Here is a 14,275-nt window from a genome sequence, read left to right on the forward strand (position 1 = left end):
TTCTTTCCGGGGGTGGGAAGGTGTGTCAGGCGGCGGCCGGTTCGAGCTCGCCGGCGACGGCGGCGCGGAAAGCGCTCGCGTCGAGGCGCGCCCCGAACACCGGTCCGCCGGGCTCGAACGCGACGCCGTCGCGGAGGCTCTCGGCGAGGACGACGTCGTAGCCGACGTCCTGGATGAGGGAGGCGACGAGAGCGGCCGCCTCAGGGTCGTCGGAGGCGACGCCCAGCGCGCGGCGGTCGGGATCGCCGGCGGGCCGCCGGTCCTCCTCCATCTCGTGGTAGCCGATGTGGTTGAAGGTCTTGACGACCGTGGATGTGGCCAGACGCTGCTGCACGATCTCGCTGCTGGTGAGTGACGGGTCCTCGAAGAGCGGCTGGATGCCGTCGGTCGGCGCCCAGTAGTTCATCGAGTCGATGACGAGCTTGCCCGCGAGCATCCCGTGGTCGAGCGTCGCGAAGCGGTGCAGCGGGATGGCGAGGATGACGACGTCTGCGTCCGCGACGGCGTCCGCGGCCCAGCGGGCACGCGCGCCGGGCATGACGACGGAGGCGATCAGCTGGATGCGCTGCGGGTCGCCGGAGGCGGCCACGTCCACGTCGTACCCGGCGTCGAGCAGGATGCGCGCGAGCGCGGAGCCGACGTGCCCGACGCCGAGGATCGCGACGCGCGGCCGAAGGGTGTCGGTGGTCATGCGGTGAGTCCTTCCGGAACGGTGGAGTCGAGATGGTGACGGATGCTTTCGAGCACTTCGGCGAGGCTCTCGATCTGCTGGGGTTGCAGGGCGTCTGCGAACAGGCGCTTGACGGCTCGCAGGTGCGGGCCGGACGCCCGCCGGATCGCGTCGTAGCCGTCGTCGGTGAGGACGACGAGGGCGCCGCGGTTGTCGCCGGGACATTCGGTGCGCAGGATGAGCCCCCGCCGTTCCATGCGGCCGAGCTGGTGGGAGACACGGCTCCGCTCCCAGTCGATCGCGTCGGCGACCTCGGAGGAGCGCAACGCGCGGTCGGGCGCCTCCGTCAGCGCCAGCAGGACGGCGTAGTCGCCCGGCGAGAGCTCGACCTGCTGCAGTTCTGCCGCGAGGAGTCTGCGCAGGTCTGCGGTGGTGTCGAGCAGCGCGCGCCAGACGGCGAGCTCGCGGTCGGTGAGGCGCTCCGGGGCGTCGGTGGGGGTCATGGGGTCCTTCGTGATCTCGTCCATGTAGGTGACACGTCAATCAACCACGATGGCCGTCGGATTGTTCCCGCCGCGGCGCGCGCCTTGTAGCGTTGCAGCATGACCGAGCTGCCGGACGCCCTGCCCGCCGACTACGACCCCGCGCACGTCTTCCGGGTGGTCGCGACGCCGGTCAGCCAGGGCTGGGGCGTGTGGCTGCGTGCGGCGGACGACAGCATCATCCACAGCTTCGGACTCGGCTTCCCGCCGGGGACGCCGTTCCACCCCGACGTGCTCGACGTGCTGGGTCCGCTCCTCAACGTCCAGTACCGGCTGGCCTTCCACGGCCCCGAGTCGTGGGTCGAGCTCGGCGACCACTTCTCCGCCGTCGTCTACGAGTACACCCCGCGCTAGCGTCCCGGCCGTCCGGCGTGGCCCTTTCGCCTGCCCCCGGCATCATTTGCGCCAAATGTGGGGTATGGCGAGGCCATTCCGCACAATTGGCGCAAATCGTCAGGCGTCGACGCCGTCGCGCGACGTGTCGCGGCGCAGCGGCTGCAGCCGCGCGAGCTGCGTCACGTGCTGCGGTCCGAGTTCGGCGAGGGAGGTGACCTGCAGCAGCTTCATGGTGCGGACCAGCTGGTCGGTGAGGATCTGGATGGTGCGGTCGACCCCTTCGCGCCCGCCGGCCATCAGGCCGTACAGGTACGCCCGGCCGATGAGGGTGAATTTCGCACCCAGCGCGTAGGCGGCGATGATGTCGGCGCCGTTCATGATGCCGGTGTCCATCGCGATCTCGGTGTGGCGGCCGACCTCGCGCACGACCTCGGGGAGGAGGTGGAACGGGATGGGCGCGCGATCGAGTTGGCGTCCTCCGTGGTTGGAGAGCACGATCCCATCCACGCCGGCGTCCACCAGCCGGCGGGCGTCCTCCACGTTCTGCACACCCTTGATCACCAGCTTCCCCGGCCACAGCGCCCGGATCTCGGCCAGGTCGTCGTAGTCGATCGACGGGTCCATCGCCGCGTTCAGCAGGTCACCGACCGTTCCGCCGGTCGCAGAGAGCGACGCGAACTCCAGCTTCGGCGTGGTCAGGAAGTCGTACCACCACCACGGACGCGGGATCGCATTCACGATCGTCCCGAGGGTCAGCTGGGGCGGGATGGAGAACCCGTTGCGCTTATCCCGCAACCGCGCCCCCGCGACCGGAGTGTCCACCGTGAAGAACAGGGTGTCGAACCCTGCCGCCGCTGCCCGCTCGACGAGGCCGTAGCTGATCTCCTTCTGCCGCATCACATACAACTGGAACCAGTTCCGGCCGTGCGGGTTCGCCGCCTTCACCCCCTCGATCGAGGTCGTCCCCAGGGTGGACAGCGTGAACGGGATGCCCGCAGCCGCGGCCGCGCCGGCCCCGGCGGTCTCGCCCTCGGTCTGCATGAGCCGCGTGAACCCGGTCGGCGCGATCCCGAACGGCAGCGCCGACGGGCCGCCCCAGATCTCGCACGACGTGTCCACCGAGGACACATCGCGGAGGATCGACGGGTGAAACTCCACATCCTGGAACGCCTGCCGGGCCCGGGCCAGCGACAGTTCCCCCTCGGCGGCACCCTCGGTGTAGTCGAACGCCGCCTTCGGCGTGCGCCGCCGAGCGATCCGCGCGAGGTCCTCGATGGTGAGCGCCGACTCCAGCCGCCGCTTCTTGAGGTTCAGCTCCGGCTTCTTGAACTGCATCAGTTCCAGCAGTTCGACCGGCTTCGGGAATTGGCGAGTGACCATGGGAGATCCTATCGAGGGTCGTAACGGATGATCTGAGTCGTGCGGGCGACCAGGGCGCGGAGCGTCTCCAGGTCGCCGGTGAGGAAGCCCGCCGCGCGGGCCTGGACGAGGACGTTGCCCATCGCGGTCGCCTCGACCGGGCCGGCGAGCACGGGCAGCCCGCTGCGGTCCGCGGTCGCCTGGCACAGCAGGGCGTTTCGGGCGCCGCCGCCGACGATGTGGATGGACTCCACCGGCACCCCGGTCAGCGCCGCGGCCTGCTTGACGGTCGACGCGAACGCGGCGGCCAGGCTCTCCACGATGACGCGCACGATCCCGGCCGGGGATGCGGGGGCGCGCAGGCCGCGCTCCTCGAACCACGCGGCGATCCGCGCGGGCATGTCGCCGGGTGCGAGGAAGCGCGGATCGTCCGCGTCGAACACCTCGGCGGGACGGGGCAGCTCGGTCGCCTCCGCAAGCAGGGTCTCCAGCCCGACGTGCAGGCCCCGGCGCTGCCACTCCCGCAGGGACTCGCTCAGCAGCCACAGTCCCATGACGTTGTGCAGGTAGCGGATGCGCCCATCCACCCCGCCCTCGTTGGTGAAGTTGGCTGCGCGTCCCTCCTCGGAGACGACGCGGTGCGACAGCTCCACCCCGACGAGTCCCCAGGTGCCGCAGGAGATGTAGGCGGCGCGGGACGCATCCATCGGCACCGCGACCACGGCCGACGCGGTGTCGTGCGAGCCGACCGCCGTGACAGCCGGACCGGACCCGCCGAACGGCAGGTCGGCGGCCAGCGACGGCAGCAGCCCGCCAACCGGCGTGCCCGCATCCACCAGCGGAGCGAAGGCGTGCCGCGGGAGCCCCAGCCGGGCGATGAGGGTGTCGTTCCAGGCACCGTCCGCGGTGAGGAGGCCGGTGGTGGAGGCGTTGGTCCGCTCCGCGTGCTCGGCACCGGTCAGCCAGTACGTGATCAGGTCGGGGACGAGCAGGAAGCGTTCCGCGGCCTCGAACGAGCCGTCGGCCGCATCCACCGCCAACTGGTAGAGCGAGTTGAACGGCAGGAACTGCAGACCGCCCTCGCGGTACAGCTCCCCCGACGGGACGACGTCGTGCACCAGCGAGACGCCGCGCGCGGTCCGCTCGTCGCGGTAGTGGTAGGGCTGGCCCAGCAGCCTGCCCGCACGAAGCAGGCCGTAGTCGACCGCCCAGGAGTCCACCCCGATGGAGGCGAGCCCCGGATCGGTGCGCGCGACCGACGCGAGCCCGTCGAGCACGCTGGCGAACAGCCCGGTCAGGTTCCAGTGCAGGGCCGCGCGGTCGCCCTCCCACACCCGGACGGGCGTGTTCGGGAACCGCGCGGCTTCCGTCAGGTCGAGCGTCCCCGGGCCGACGCGCGCGTGCATGACGCGCCCGCTGGTCGCGCCCAGGTCGACCGCAGCGACGGTGCCGAACGCGTCGCTCATCGCAAGAAGGCGGCCGCGACCCCGGCGTCCACCGGGATGTGGAGGCCCGTGGTGTGGTCGAGGTCGCTCGTGCACAGCACGAACACCGCGTTGGCCACGTGCTCGGGCAGCACCTCGCGCTTGAGCAGGGTGCGCTGCGCGTAGTACTGGCCCAGCTCCTCCTCGGGCACGCCGTACACCGCGGCGCGCTTGGCGCCCCAGCCGCCGGCGAAGATGCCCGAGCCGCGCACGACGCCGTCCGGGTTGATGCCGTTGACACGGATGCCGTGCTCACCGAGCTCGGCTGCAAGCAGCCGCACCTGGTGCGCCTGGTCAGCCTTGGTCGCCGAGTAGGCGATGTTGTTCGGCCCCGCGAAGATCGAGTTCTTGGACGAGATGTAGACGATGTCGCCGCCGAGCTTCTGCTCGATCAGCACCTTCGCCGCGGCCCGCGAGACCAGGAACGAGCCCTTCGCCATCACGTTGTGCTGCAGGTCCCAGTCGGCGTTCGTAGTCTCCAGCAGCGGCTTCGAGATCGACAGACCGGCGTTGTTGACCACCAGGTCGAGTCCGCCGAAGGCGAGCAGCGCATCCCGGATGGACGCCTCCACCGCCTTCTCGTCGGTCACATCCGCGGCGACGCCGATCGCCACATCGGCATTGCCGATCTCCGCGGCGGCGGCTTGCGCCTTCGCGAGGTCGAGGTCGGCGATGACGACGCACGCCCCCTCCCCCGCCAGCCGGGTCGCGATCGCCTTGCCGATGCCGGAGGCGGCACCCGTGACGAGCGCGATGCGGCCGGCGAGCGGCTTCGGCTTCGGCATCCGCTGCAGCTTCGCCTCCTCCAGCGCCCAGTATTCGATGCGGAACTTCTCCGACTCGGGGATGGGCGCGTAGGTCGAGAGCGCCTCGGCGCCGCGCATCACGTTGATCGCGTTCGTGTAGAACTCGCCCGCCACCCGGGCGGTCTGCTTGTCCTTGCCGTAGGAGAACATCCCGACGCCGGGGATGAGCACGATCGCCGGGTCTGCGCCGCGGATCGCGGGCGAGTCCGCCGTGGCGTGCCGGTCGTAATACGCCTGGTAGTCGGCGCGGTACAGCTCGTGCAGCTCCTCCAGCCGGGCCACCGAGTCCTCGATGGAGGCGTCGGCCGGCAGGTCCAGCACGAGCGGCTTCACCTTGGTGCGGAGGAAGTGGTCGGGGCAGCTCGTGCCGAGTGCGGCGAGCCGCGGGTGCTCGGACGACGCCAGGAAGTCGAGGACGACATCCGAGTCGCTGAAGTGGCCGACCTGCACCCGGTCGGTGGAGGCGATGGCGCGCAGGTGCGGAGCCAGCGCCGCCGCCTTCGCGCGCCGCTCGGCCTCCGGCAGCGGCTCGTACCCCGCAAGCGCCGGGCCGAACGGCTCGGGACGGCCGTTGGCCTCGATGTAGTCGGCCGCGGTCCGGATGATCCACAGCGAGTTGGCCTCCGCCTCCTCGCTGGTCTCGCCCCAGGCCGTGATGCCGTGGCCGCCCAGGATCGTGCCGATCGCGTCCGGGTTCGCCTCCTTGATCGCGGCGATGTCGAGACCGAGCTGGAAGCCGGGACGCCGCCAGGGCACCCACACCACGCGTCCGCCGAACACCTCCGCCGTCAGCCGCTCGCCGTCGGCGGCGGTCGCGATCGCGATCCCGGAGTCGGGGTGCAGGTGGTCGACGTGGGCCGCATCCACCAGGCCGTGCATCGCGGTGTCGATCGACGGAGCCGCACCGCCCTTGCCGTGCAAGGTGTAGTCGAACGCGACGACCATCTCGTCCTCGCGCTCGACGCCCGGATAGACGTTCTGCAGCGCGCGGAGGCGATCGAGGCGCAGCACCGCGAGGCCCTGCTCGGTCAGCGTCCCGAGGTCTCCCCCGGAGCCCTTCACCCAGAGCAGTTCGACCGGCTCACCGGTCACCGGGTCGGTCTCGGTCCCCTTGGCGGACGTGTTCCCGCCCGCGTAGTTCGTGTTCGCGGGATCCGACCCGAGGCGGTTGGAGCGGGCCAAGAGGTCCGAGACGGTCTGATTCGCCTGTTCTTTCGAGGTCATCTGGCTCAGGCTCCCCATCCGGCCTGGGTGCCGCCCACGCGCTCGGTCTCGATCTTCTGCTGGTAGCCGCTGGCCTTGTAGGCGGCCATCGGGTCGGCGGGCAGGCCGCGGGACTCGCGCCACGCGGCGAGGTCCGCGCGGACGTCGGTGTTGAACGCATCCATGAACACCGTGTTCGCGGCGAGGACGTCGTTCGCGCGCTGCGCCGCGTCGAGCGCCTCGGTGTCGACCAGCAGCGCTTTCGCGGTCGCCTCCTGAACGTTGAGCACCGAGCGGATCTGGCCCGGGATCTTCGCCTCGAGGTTGTGGCACTGGTCGAGCATGAAGGCGACGTCCGGGTTGGCGTAGCCGCCGCCCTGGATCACCTCGAACAGGATGCGGAACAGCTGGAACGGGTCCGCGGCGCCCACGATCAGGTCGTCGTCGGCGTAGAAGCGGCTGTTGAAGTCGAACGAGCCGAGCTTCCCGAGCCGCAGCAGCTGCATCACGATGAACTCGATGTTCGTGCCCGGCGCGTGGTGGCCGGTGTCGAGGCAGACGAGCGCGCGATCGCCGAGCGCGGCCGTCTGGACGTAGCTTGTGCCCCAGTCCGGAACGTCCGTGTGGTAGAACGCCGGCTCGAAGAACTTGTACTCCAGCACCAGGCGCTGGCCCTCGCCGATCCGCTCGTAGATCTTCTGCAGGCTGTCGGCCAGCCGGTCCTGCCGGGCGCGCATCGAATCCTGGCCCGGGTAGTTGGTGCCGTCGGCCAGCCAGATCTTCAGGTCGCGGGAGCCGGTCTCGTTCATCACGTCGATGCACTCGAAGTGGTGGTCGATCGCCTTCTGCCGGATCCGGTCGTCGTGGTGGGTGACCGACCCGAACTTGTAGTCGTCGTCCTGGAACGTGTTCGAGTTGATCGTGCCCAGCTCGACGCCGTTGTCCTCGGCGTGCTTCTTCAGGTCGCCGTAGTTCTCGACCCGGTCCCACGGGATGTGCAGCGCCACGCTCGGCGCCAGCCCGGTGTGCTTGTGCACCTGTGCGGCGTCCGAGATCTTCTCGAACGGGTCGCGTGCGGTCCCCGGGGTGCCGAACACCTTGAACCGGGTGCCCGAGTTGCCGAACGCCCAGCTCGGCAGTTCGATCGCCTGGAGGGCCAACTGGTCGCGGATCGACGTGAAATCAGTCACTTGTCCTGCGCCTTTCTTGTGATGTCATCGTGGAGCGTTTCCAGCTGGTCCTCGAGGTGGAAGATCTCGGGGATCAGCTCGAACGACTGATCCGGGGAGGCCCCGTCCAGTCCGTCGAACAGCCGGCTCATCTCGGCCTGCCAGCGGGAGTTGACCTCGGTCAGCTCCATCCGCTGCTGCGCCGACCGGTAGTCGTCCCGCGCCTCGACGTAGCCGATGAGCCAGCCGTCGTCGGCGAGGAAGAGGGAGTAGTTGTCCCATCCCGTCTCCTTCAATGCGTTCAGCATCTCCGGCCAGACCGCCGCATGCCGGGCGCGGTACTCGTCGAGGTGCGACGGATCGACGCGGAGCCGGAAACAGGCGCGCTGCATGAGGACCACCTAGGAGGAGAGAAAGAGGGACGGGAGGGGTCGCCCGGCCGGCGGTCGTGCGCCGGCCGGGCGAGGGTTCAGGACGCGATCAGAAGTGGAACTTGTCGATGTTGTCCTTGTTGAACACGAACGGGTCGCCGAGGAGGACGGTGCCCTTGTCGCCCACCTTGAAGGTGCCGAGCTTGCCCGCCTTGAAGGAGTCGCCGGTCTTGCCGGTGATGGTCCCGTCGATCAGGGCCTTCGCGGCGAAGGCGGCCAGGTAGCCGAGGTCCTCCGGATTCCACAGCGCGAACTCGTCGACCGTGCCGTCCTTGACGTACTCGCGCATCTGGTTGGGCGTGCCGAGCCCGGTCAGCTTGACCTTGCCCTTCGCGTCCGAGGTGGACAGGTAGCGGGCGGCCGCCGCGATCCCGACCGTGGTGGGCGAGATGATGCCCTTCAGGTTCGGGTGGGTCTGCAGCAGCGCCGCGGTCTTGTCGAACGAGGTCTGGTCGTCGTCGTTGCCGTAGACGGTGTCCACCAGCTTCACGTTCGGGTGGTCCTTCGCGAGGTCCTTCTTCATGAGGTCGATCCAGGCGTTCTGGTTGGTCGCGTTGGCGGCGGCCGACAGGATGGCGACCTCTCCGCTGTCGCCGATCTCCTTCGAGATCGTGTCGACCTGCACCTTGGCGATGCCCTCGGCCGTCGCCTGGTTCACGAAGACGTCGCGGTACTTGGCGTCGGTGTCGGAGTCGAACGTGACGATCTTCACGCCGGCCGACTTGGCCTGGGTGAGGGCGCTCCCCAGGGCGGTGGGGTCGTTGGCCGAGAGCACGATCGCGCCGACCTGCTGCTGGGTCAGCGTGTTGATGTAGCTGACCTGGGCGTCGGCGGTCGCCGTCGATGGGCCGACCTGGTTGTAGGTGCCCTTGAACGACTTGACCGCGGTCTCGCCGCCCTTGTCGGAGGTGTCGAAGTACGGGTTGCCGAGGTTCTTCGGCAGGAAGGTGATCTTGTAGTTCTTGTCGCCGGAGCCGGAGCCGGAGCCGCCGGAGCCGCTCGAGCAGCCGGTGACGGCGAGGGCGGTGGCGACGATTCCGGCGCCGATGGCGATCAGGCGCTTGGTACGGCGCGAGGTGGAGGGCAACATCGTTGTTCCTTTCGGGATGGGTGGATGCAGGGTGGAGCAGGGGGTCCGTTACGGCTTACTTCGCCGTCGCCGGGCACGGGAGCCGCGCGCCCACGCGAGGATGCGCGGGGACAGCACGGACAGGATGAGGAGCACGCCGGTGATGATGTTGATGGCGTCGGAGCTGACGTTCGCGAGCCGCAGCGCGCTCTGGAGCACGCCGATCAGGAGCACACCGGCGACGACGCCGTGCATGGCGCCCTTCCCTCCGAAGATCGACACGCCGCCGAGCAGCACGGCCGCGATCACCGAGAGCTCGAGTCCGACGGCGTTGTCTCCGCGGGCGCTGCCGTAGCGCAGCGTCCAGTAGATCCCGGCGAGCGCCGAGATGAGCCCGGTGAGCATGAAGGCGAAGAACTTGGTGCGCCCGACGTTGACGCCCGAGAACGAGGCCGTCTCCGAGCTGAGGCCCAGGGCGAACAGTCCGCGACCGTACGGGGTGGCGTGCAGCAGCAACGCGAAGACCACGATCAGCACGAGCACCAGGACCATGACGACGGGGATGCCGGTGGTGCCGAACCGTTGCTGCACCAGGGTCTGCCAGAAGATCGGGAAGTCGGTGATCGCCGTGGTCCCGAGCAGTCCCACCGCAATGCCGCGGAACAGCGCGAGCGTTCCGATCGTCACCGCGAGCGACGGCAGACCGACCACCGTGACCAGGAAGCCGTTCACCGCACCGGCGACCAGCCCGACGATCAGGCAGACGACCATCGCGGCCTCGATCGGCCAGCCGCCCTTGGTCAGCACGCCGAGCAGCACGCTGCTCAGACCGAGGGTGCTCGCGACGGAGAGGTCGATCTCGCCGGTCACGATGACGAGGGTCATCGGGAGCGCGATCATCAGGATCGGCGTCACATCCAGCAGCAGGAAGCCGAGCGTGACCGGCGTGCCGAAGTTGGGCACCACGGCGGAGGCCACGATGGCGACGACGACGAGCGCCGCGATCACCGCGAACTCGCGGGTGAGCAGCCAGCGCTGCCACAGCGGGCGGCTGTAATCCGGGTAGGTGCGGGGGCGCGCCTGGGTGGGCACCTGGGTGTCGGTCACGCGGCGACCTCCCTTTCGGCGACGAGGCGGCGGGACAGCCGCAGTGAGAGCAGACGGTCGAGGACGATGGCGCCGATGATCAGGACGCCGACCACCGCCTGCTGCCAGAAGTCCTGGATCCCGAGGATGGGCAGCGCCCGGTTGATGGTGAGCAGCAGGACCGCGCCGAGGGCGGCGCCGTAGACCGAGCCGCTGCCGCCGAAGATCGCGACGCCGCCGATGACGGCCGCGCCGACGGCCTGCAGTTCCAGGCCGGTTCCGGTCTGCGAGCTGACCGTGCCGTACCGGGCGACGAACAGCACGCCGGCGAGGCCCGCGGAGGCGCCGGAGAGCACGAACGCGGTGAGGATGCGCCGGGTGACCTTGAGGCCGTACAGCTCGGCGGCGGCCGGGTCGGACCCGATGGCGTACAGCTCGCGACCGCCGCGGCGGTTCCGCAGGAACCATCCCGCGACGAGCATCACCAGGATCGCGAGGATGGTGAGGTACGGGATGCTGAGGAACGACCCGGTCCCGAGCCCGAGGAACGCGGACGGGATGTCGCTGGCGTTGATCCGGTTGCTGCCGGCCCAGAGCACGTCGATGCCGCGGTAGGCGTACAGCGTGCCGAGGGTGATCACGAGCGCGGGGACCTTGCCGAAGGCGACCAGCGCGCCGTTGATCAGGCCGAGCACGGCACCGGCGAGGGCGCCGATGAGGAAGACCGCGATGATCGGGATGCCCGGGAGGTCGGCGAACAGCCGTCCAGTCAGGTAGGCGGTCAGCCCGACCACCGATCCGACGGACAGGTCGACGTTGCGGGTGATGATGACGATCGCCTGGCCGATTGCGACCAGCGCGAGGATCGCCGGGGTGAGCAGGAGGTCGCGCCAGCCGTCGGCGCTGAACAGGAAGGACGGGTTGATCGCCGTCGTCACCGCGATGACGACCAGGATGGCGACCAGGATGCCCGTCTCGCGCGCCCGGACGAACGAGCGCGCCATCCGGACCCCGGCGTTCGGGACCTTCTCGGGGGTGAGGGTCGGTGTCGTCATCGGGCGGCCTCCTCGACTGCGTGCGTGGCGGCGTACATGACGTTCTCGGCGTCCGCGACCGAGCGGTCGAGTTCGGCCGTGATGCGGCCCTCGCGGACGACCAGCACGCGGTCGGCCATCCCGAGCACCTCCGGGAGCTCGGAGGAGATCATGAGCACGCCGATCCCCCGGCCCGCGAGCTCGGACAGCAGGCGGTGCACCTCGGCCTTGGTCCCGACGTCGATGCCGCGGGTGGGCTCGTCGATGATGAGGACGCGCGGGTCGGTGGCGAGCCACTTCCCCAGCACGACCTTCTGCTGGTTGCCGCCGGACAGCGTGCCGGTCAGCGTGTCGAGCGCGTTGGTCTTGAGCTGCAGCCGGCTCGCCCACACCTGCGCGGCCTTGTTCTCGGACGAACTGCGGATGAATCCGAGCTTCGACAGCTTGTTGCGGATGGCGAGGGTCGCGTTGCGCGAGACCGACTCCTCGAGCACGAGGCCCTGCTTGCGGCGGTCCTCCGGCACGAGCGCGAGCCCGGCGGCCATCGCCGCGGTCGGCCGGCGTTTCGGCACCGCGCGCCCTTCGACGTGGACAGTTCCCGACGTGTAGCCGTCGACCCCGAACACCGCCCGGGCGATCTCGCTGCGACCCGCGCCGACGAGCCCGGCGAGGGCGACGATCTCGCCGGCCCGGACCGTGAAGCTGACGTCGTGGAAGACGCCCGGCGAGGTGAGGTGCTCGACGACGAGCAGCGGCTCGCCGACGGTCGTCACCTGCTTCGGGAACAGCTCGGTCACATCCCGGCCGACCATGCGGCGCACGATCTCGTCCTCCGTCACGTCCACCGTGTCGTCGGTCGAGACGTAGGCGCCGTCGCGCATGACCGTGATCCGGTCGCACAGCGAGAAGACCTCGTCGAAGCGGTGGGAGATGAAGACGATCCCGCGGCCCTCGTCGCGGAGGCTGCGGGCGACCGCGAACAGCCGCTCCACCTCGACGCCGGAGAGGGCGGCGGTCGGCTCGTCCATGATCAGGAGCCGCGCATCCAGGGAGATGGCCTTCGCGATCTCGATGAGCTGCTGGTCGGCGATGGAGAGGCCCTCGGCCAGGCGGTCGGGGTCGATGTGCACGCCGAGGCGGCGGAAGATCTCGCGCGCCTCGGTGCGCATGGCCTTCCGGTCGATCCGCCCCAGCCGGTCCCTGGGCTGGCGGCCCATGAAGATGTTCTCGGTGACCGAGAGGTCCGGGAAGAGCGTCGGCTCCTGGTAAATGACCGCGATGCCCGAGCTCTTCGCCTCGGCGGTGGTGCCGAAGTCGACCGGTTCACCGCGGAACAGCATCTCGCCCGAGTCGCGCTGGTAGAGCCCGGCGACGATCTTGACGAGGGTGGACTTGCCCGCGCCGTTCTCGCCGACGAGCGCATGGATGGAGGCCTGCTCGACCGTCAGGTCGGCTCGGCTGAGAGCGATGACCTGCCCGAAGGCTTTGGCCACGCCGCGCAGTTCGAGGACCGGCGGACCGCCGGGAGCGGTGGCTGCTGAGGACGTCATTGTCGGGAACGCTTCTCCACGTCGAGTGCTGTGAACCGTTTCAATTTGAAACGTGAAAATGACGTTGCCAGAAAAGCCGAGCCGCGTCAAGTCACGTTTGAATATCTCGCGACAATGATTGTGAAACGTGGATAATACCTCCATGCCCTCCGCCAGCGTCAAGGATGTCGCCGCCCTCGCCGGCGTCTCCGTCGGGACCGTGTCGAACGTCCTCAACCGCCCGGAGCGCGTCTCCGACGCCGTGCTGCAGCGCGTGCAGTCCGCCATCGCCGAGCTCGGCTTCGTGCGCAACAACGCGGCACGGCAGCTGCGGATGGGACAGGGAAGCGGGATCGGCATGGTCGTGCTCGACGTCGGCAACCCGTTCTTCGCGTCCCTCATCCGCGGTGCCGAGGATCGCGCGGCGCGCGACGGTCTCTCCGTGCTCGTCGGCAACTCGGACGAGAACGAGCAGCGCGAAGCGGGCTACCTGACGATGTTCGAGCAGGAGCGCATCCGCGGCGTGCTCATCTCCCCCGTCGGCGACGCCACCGCGCGGCTGCAACGCCTGCGCGAGCGCGGCATCCCCTCGGTGCTCGTCGACCGCACCAGTCTCGACCGGTCGTTCAGCTCGGTCGCCGTCGACGACGTTGCCGGCGGGTGCCTCGCCGCCTCGCACCTGGCCGACCGCGGCTTCCGCCGGATCGCGTTCGCCGGCGGGCCGTTCGCGATCGAGCAGGTCGCCGACCGCTACCGGGGCGCTGCGGACGAGCTCGCCGTCTCCCTCCCGGGCAGCACGATCGAGAAGCTCGAGACGGACAGCCTCACCATCGAGGGCGGTCAGCGCGTCGGCGCGGCGCTCGCGGAACGCCGGCCGGAGGATCGCCCCGACGCCGTCTTCGCCGCGAACGACCTCCTCGCGATCGGCCTCCTGCAGACCCTGCTGCAACACGGGATCCGGGTACCCGAGGAGATGGCGCTCATCGGCTACGACGACATCGCCTTCGCCTCGGCGGCGGTGGTGCCGCTGTCATCCATCCGCCAGCCCAGTCACGAGATCGGCTCGACCGCGATGGACCTCCTCCTTCAGCTCACCGCCCAGCCCGACGCTCCCCCGGTCCACGTCGAGTTCCAGCCGTCACTGGTCGCCCGCGAGAGCACCGCCGCCGGCGCCTGACCGGCCTACCGCCCGGTTCCGCTGCGACTCGAGCTCGATCCAGCGACAGATGACGTCGACGACGTACGCACGCTCGCGGGGGCTCAGTTCATGGCCTTTCGCTATCCCGTGGTTGATCTGCAGACAGGTACGACAGCAGGTCGCGGTGGCGTGCTGAGCCCGGAAGACGGGATGGCCGCCCCAGGGGGTCTGCTTTCCGTCCTTGGCGGGAAACGCGGGGGCGAGCCGCGCATCCACGAATTCTCGCGCGTGCTGCCGGATCACCTCCATGCCGCGGGATGCGAGGTATTCGCGCTCGACGGGTCGCAGATGGAACTTCGCCCGGAACGGGATCCGGCCGATCCGTTCCAGCCTGAGATCGAGCTGCTCCTGGTCCACGA

14 protein-coding genes are annotated in these 14,275 nt (G+C 69.7%); 2 read left to right on the forward strand and 12 right to left on the reverse strand.

Annotation, left to right across the window (positions count from 1 at the left end; all coding sequences use genetic code 11):
* Window positions 1-25: 25 nt before the first annotated feature.
* Complete coding sequence (locus tag QRN40_RS01465; RefSeq protein ID WP_285113711.1) at window positions 26-691, reverse strand: NADPH-dependent F420 reductase; 666 nt, start codon at window positions 689-691, stop codon at window positions 26-28.
* On the reverse strand, window positions 688-1,173 hold the full coding sequence (locus QRN40_RS01470; RefSeq protein WP_285113712.1) for a MarR family winged helix-turn-helix transcriptional regulator: 486 nt from the start codon (window positions 1,171-1,173) through the stop codon (window positions 688-690). The genes QRN40_RS01465 and QRN40_RS01470 overlap by 4 nt, the downstream gene beginning before the upstream one ends.
* A gap of 99 nt (window positions 1,174-1,272) precedes the next feature.
* On the opposite strand from QRN40_RS01470, the gene QRN40_RS01475 reads away from it, so the two are divergent.
* Window positions 1,273-1,566, forward strand: coding sequence for a hypothetical protein (locus tag QRN40_RS01475; RefSeq protein ID WP_285113713.1), 294 nt, complete (start codon window positions 1,273-1,275; stop codon window positions 1,564-1,566).
* 99 nt (window positions 1,567-1,665) lie between these two features.
* Here QRN40_RS01475 and QRN40_RS01480 read toward each other — a convergent pair whose 3' ends face one another.
* The 9 genes from QRN40_RS01480 to QRN40_RS01520 all read right to left on the reverse strand — a co-directional run bounded on the left by QRN40_RS01480 (window position 1,666) and on the right by QRN40_RS01520 (window position 12,739).
* Entirely contained in the window at window positions 1,666-2,928 is a 1,263-nt protein-coding gene (locus QRN40_RS01480) for an alpha-hydroxy acid oxidase (protein WP_285113714.1), read from the reverse strand.
* Window positions 2,929-2,936: 8 nt separating this feature from the next.
* Window positions 2,937-4,373: a rhamnulokinase gene (locus QRN40_RS01485; RefSeq protein ID WP_285113715.1), complete on the reverse strand. Its 1,437-nt coding sequence runs from the start codon at window positions 4,371-4,373 to the stop codon at window positions 2,937-2,939.
* A complete protein-coding gene (locus tag QRN40_RS01490; protein WP_285113716.1) occupies window positions 4,370-6,421 on the reverse strand; it encodes a bifunctional aldolase/short-chain dehydrogenase in 2,052 nt (683 codons plus the stop codon). The genes QRN40_RS01485 and QRN40_RS01490 overlap by 4 nt, the downstream gene beginning before the upstream one ends.
* 5 nt (window positions 6,422-6,426) lie before the next feature.
* Complete coding sequence (gene rhaI, locus QRN40_RS01495) at window positions 6,427-7,590, reverse strand: L-rhamnose isomerase (protein WP_285113717.1); 1,164 nt, start codon at window positions 7,588-7,590, stop codon at window positions 6,427-6,429.
* Window positions 7,587-7,961: an L-rhamnose mutarotase gene (locus QRN40_RS01500; protein WP_285113718.1), complete on the reverse strand. Its 375-nt coding sequence runs from the start codon at window positions 7,959-7,961 to the stop codon at window positions 7,587-7,589. The genes rhaI and QRN40_RS01500 overlap by 4 nt, the downstream gene beginning before the upstream one ends.
* Window positions 7,962-8,049: 88 nt before the next feature.
* On the reverse strand, window positions 8,050-9,090 hold the full coding sequence (gene rhaS / locus QRN40_RS01505; protein ID WP_285113719.1) for a rhamnose ABC transporter substrate-binding protein: 1,041 nt from the start codon (window positions 9,088-9,090) through the stop codon (window positions 8,050-8,052).
* Window positions 9,091-9,138: 48 nt separating this feature from the next.
* A complete protein-coding gene (locus tag QRN40_RS01510; protein WP_285113720.1) occupies window positions 9,139-10,176 on the reverse strand; it encodes an ABC transporter permease in 1,038 nt (345 codons plus the stop codon).
* Window positions 10,173-11,159 (reverse strand): ABC transporter permease, encoded by a 987-nt coding sequence (locus QRN40_RS01515; RefSeq protein WP_285117417.1) that lies wholly within the window; start codon window positions 11,157-11,159, stop codon window positions 10,173-10,175. Before QRN40_RS01515 ends, QRN40_RS01510 begins: the two co-directional genes overlap by 4 nt.
* 47 nt (window positions 11,160-11,206) lie before the next feature.
* Window positions 11,207-12,739 (reverse strand): sugar ABC transporter ATP-binding protein, encoded by a 1,533-nt coding sequence (locus tag QRN40_RS01520; protein ID WP_285113721.1) that lies wholly within the window; start codon window positions 12,737-12,739, stop codon window positions 11,207-11,209.
* Between the two features lie 142 nt (window positions 12,740-12,881).
* Here QRN40_RS01520 and QRN40_RS01525 point away from each other — a divergent pair, with 142 nt between their 5' ends.
* The gene (locus tag QRN40_RS01525; protein ID WP_285113722.1) at window positions 12,882-13,895 is read left to right on the forward strand and encodes a LacI family DNA-binding transcriptional regulator; all 1,014 of its coding nucleotides are present in this window, start codon (window positions 12,882-12,884) and stop codon (window positions 13,893-13,895) included.
* Here QRN40_RS01525 and QRN40_RS01530 read toward each other — a convergent pair.
* Entirely contained in the window at window positions 13,857-14,273 is a 417-nt protein-coding gene (locus QRN40_RS01530; RefSeq protein ID WP_285113723.1) for a DUF4186 domain-containing protein, read from the reverse strand. The two genes, QRN40_RS01525 and QRN40_RS01530, sit on opposite strands and share 39 nt — an antisense overlap.
* Window positions 14,274-14,275 lie beyond the last annotated feature (2 nt).

This window comes from Leifsonia sp. fls2-241-R2A-40a (assembly GCF_030209575.1).
Taxonomy (GTDB): domain Bacteria; phylum Actinomycetota; class Actinomycetes; order Actinomycetales; family Microbacteriaceae; genus Leifsonia.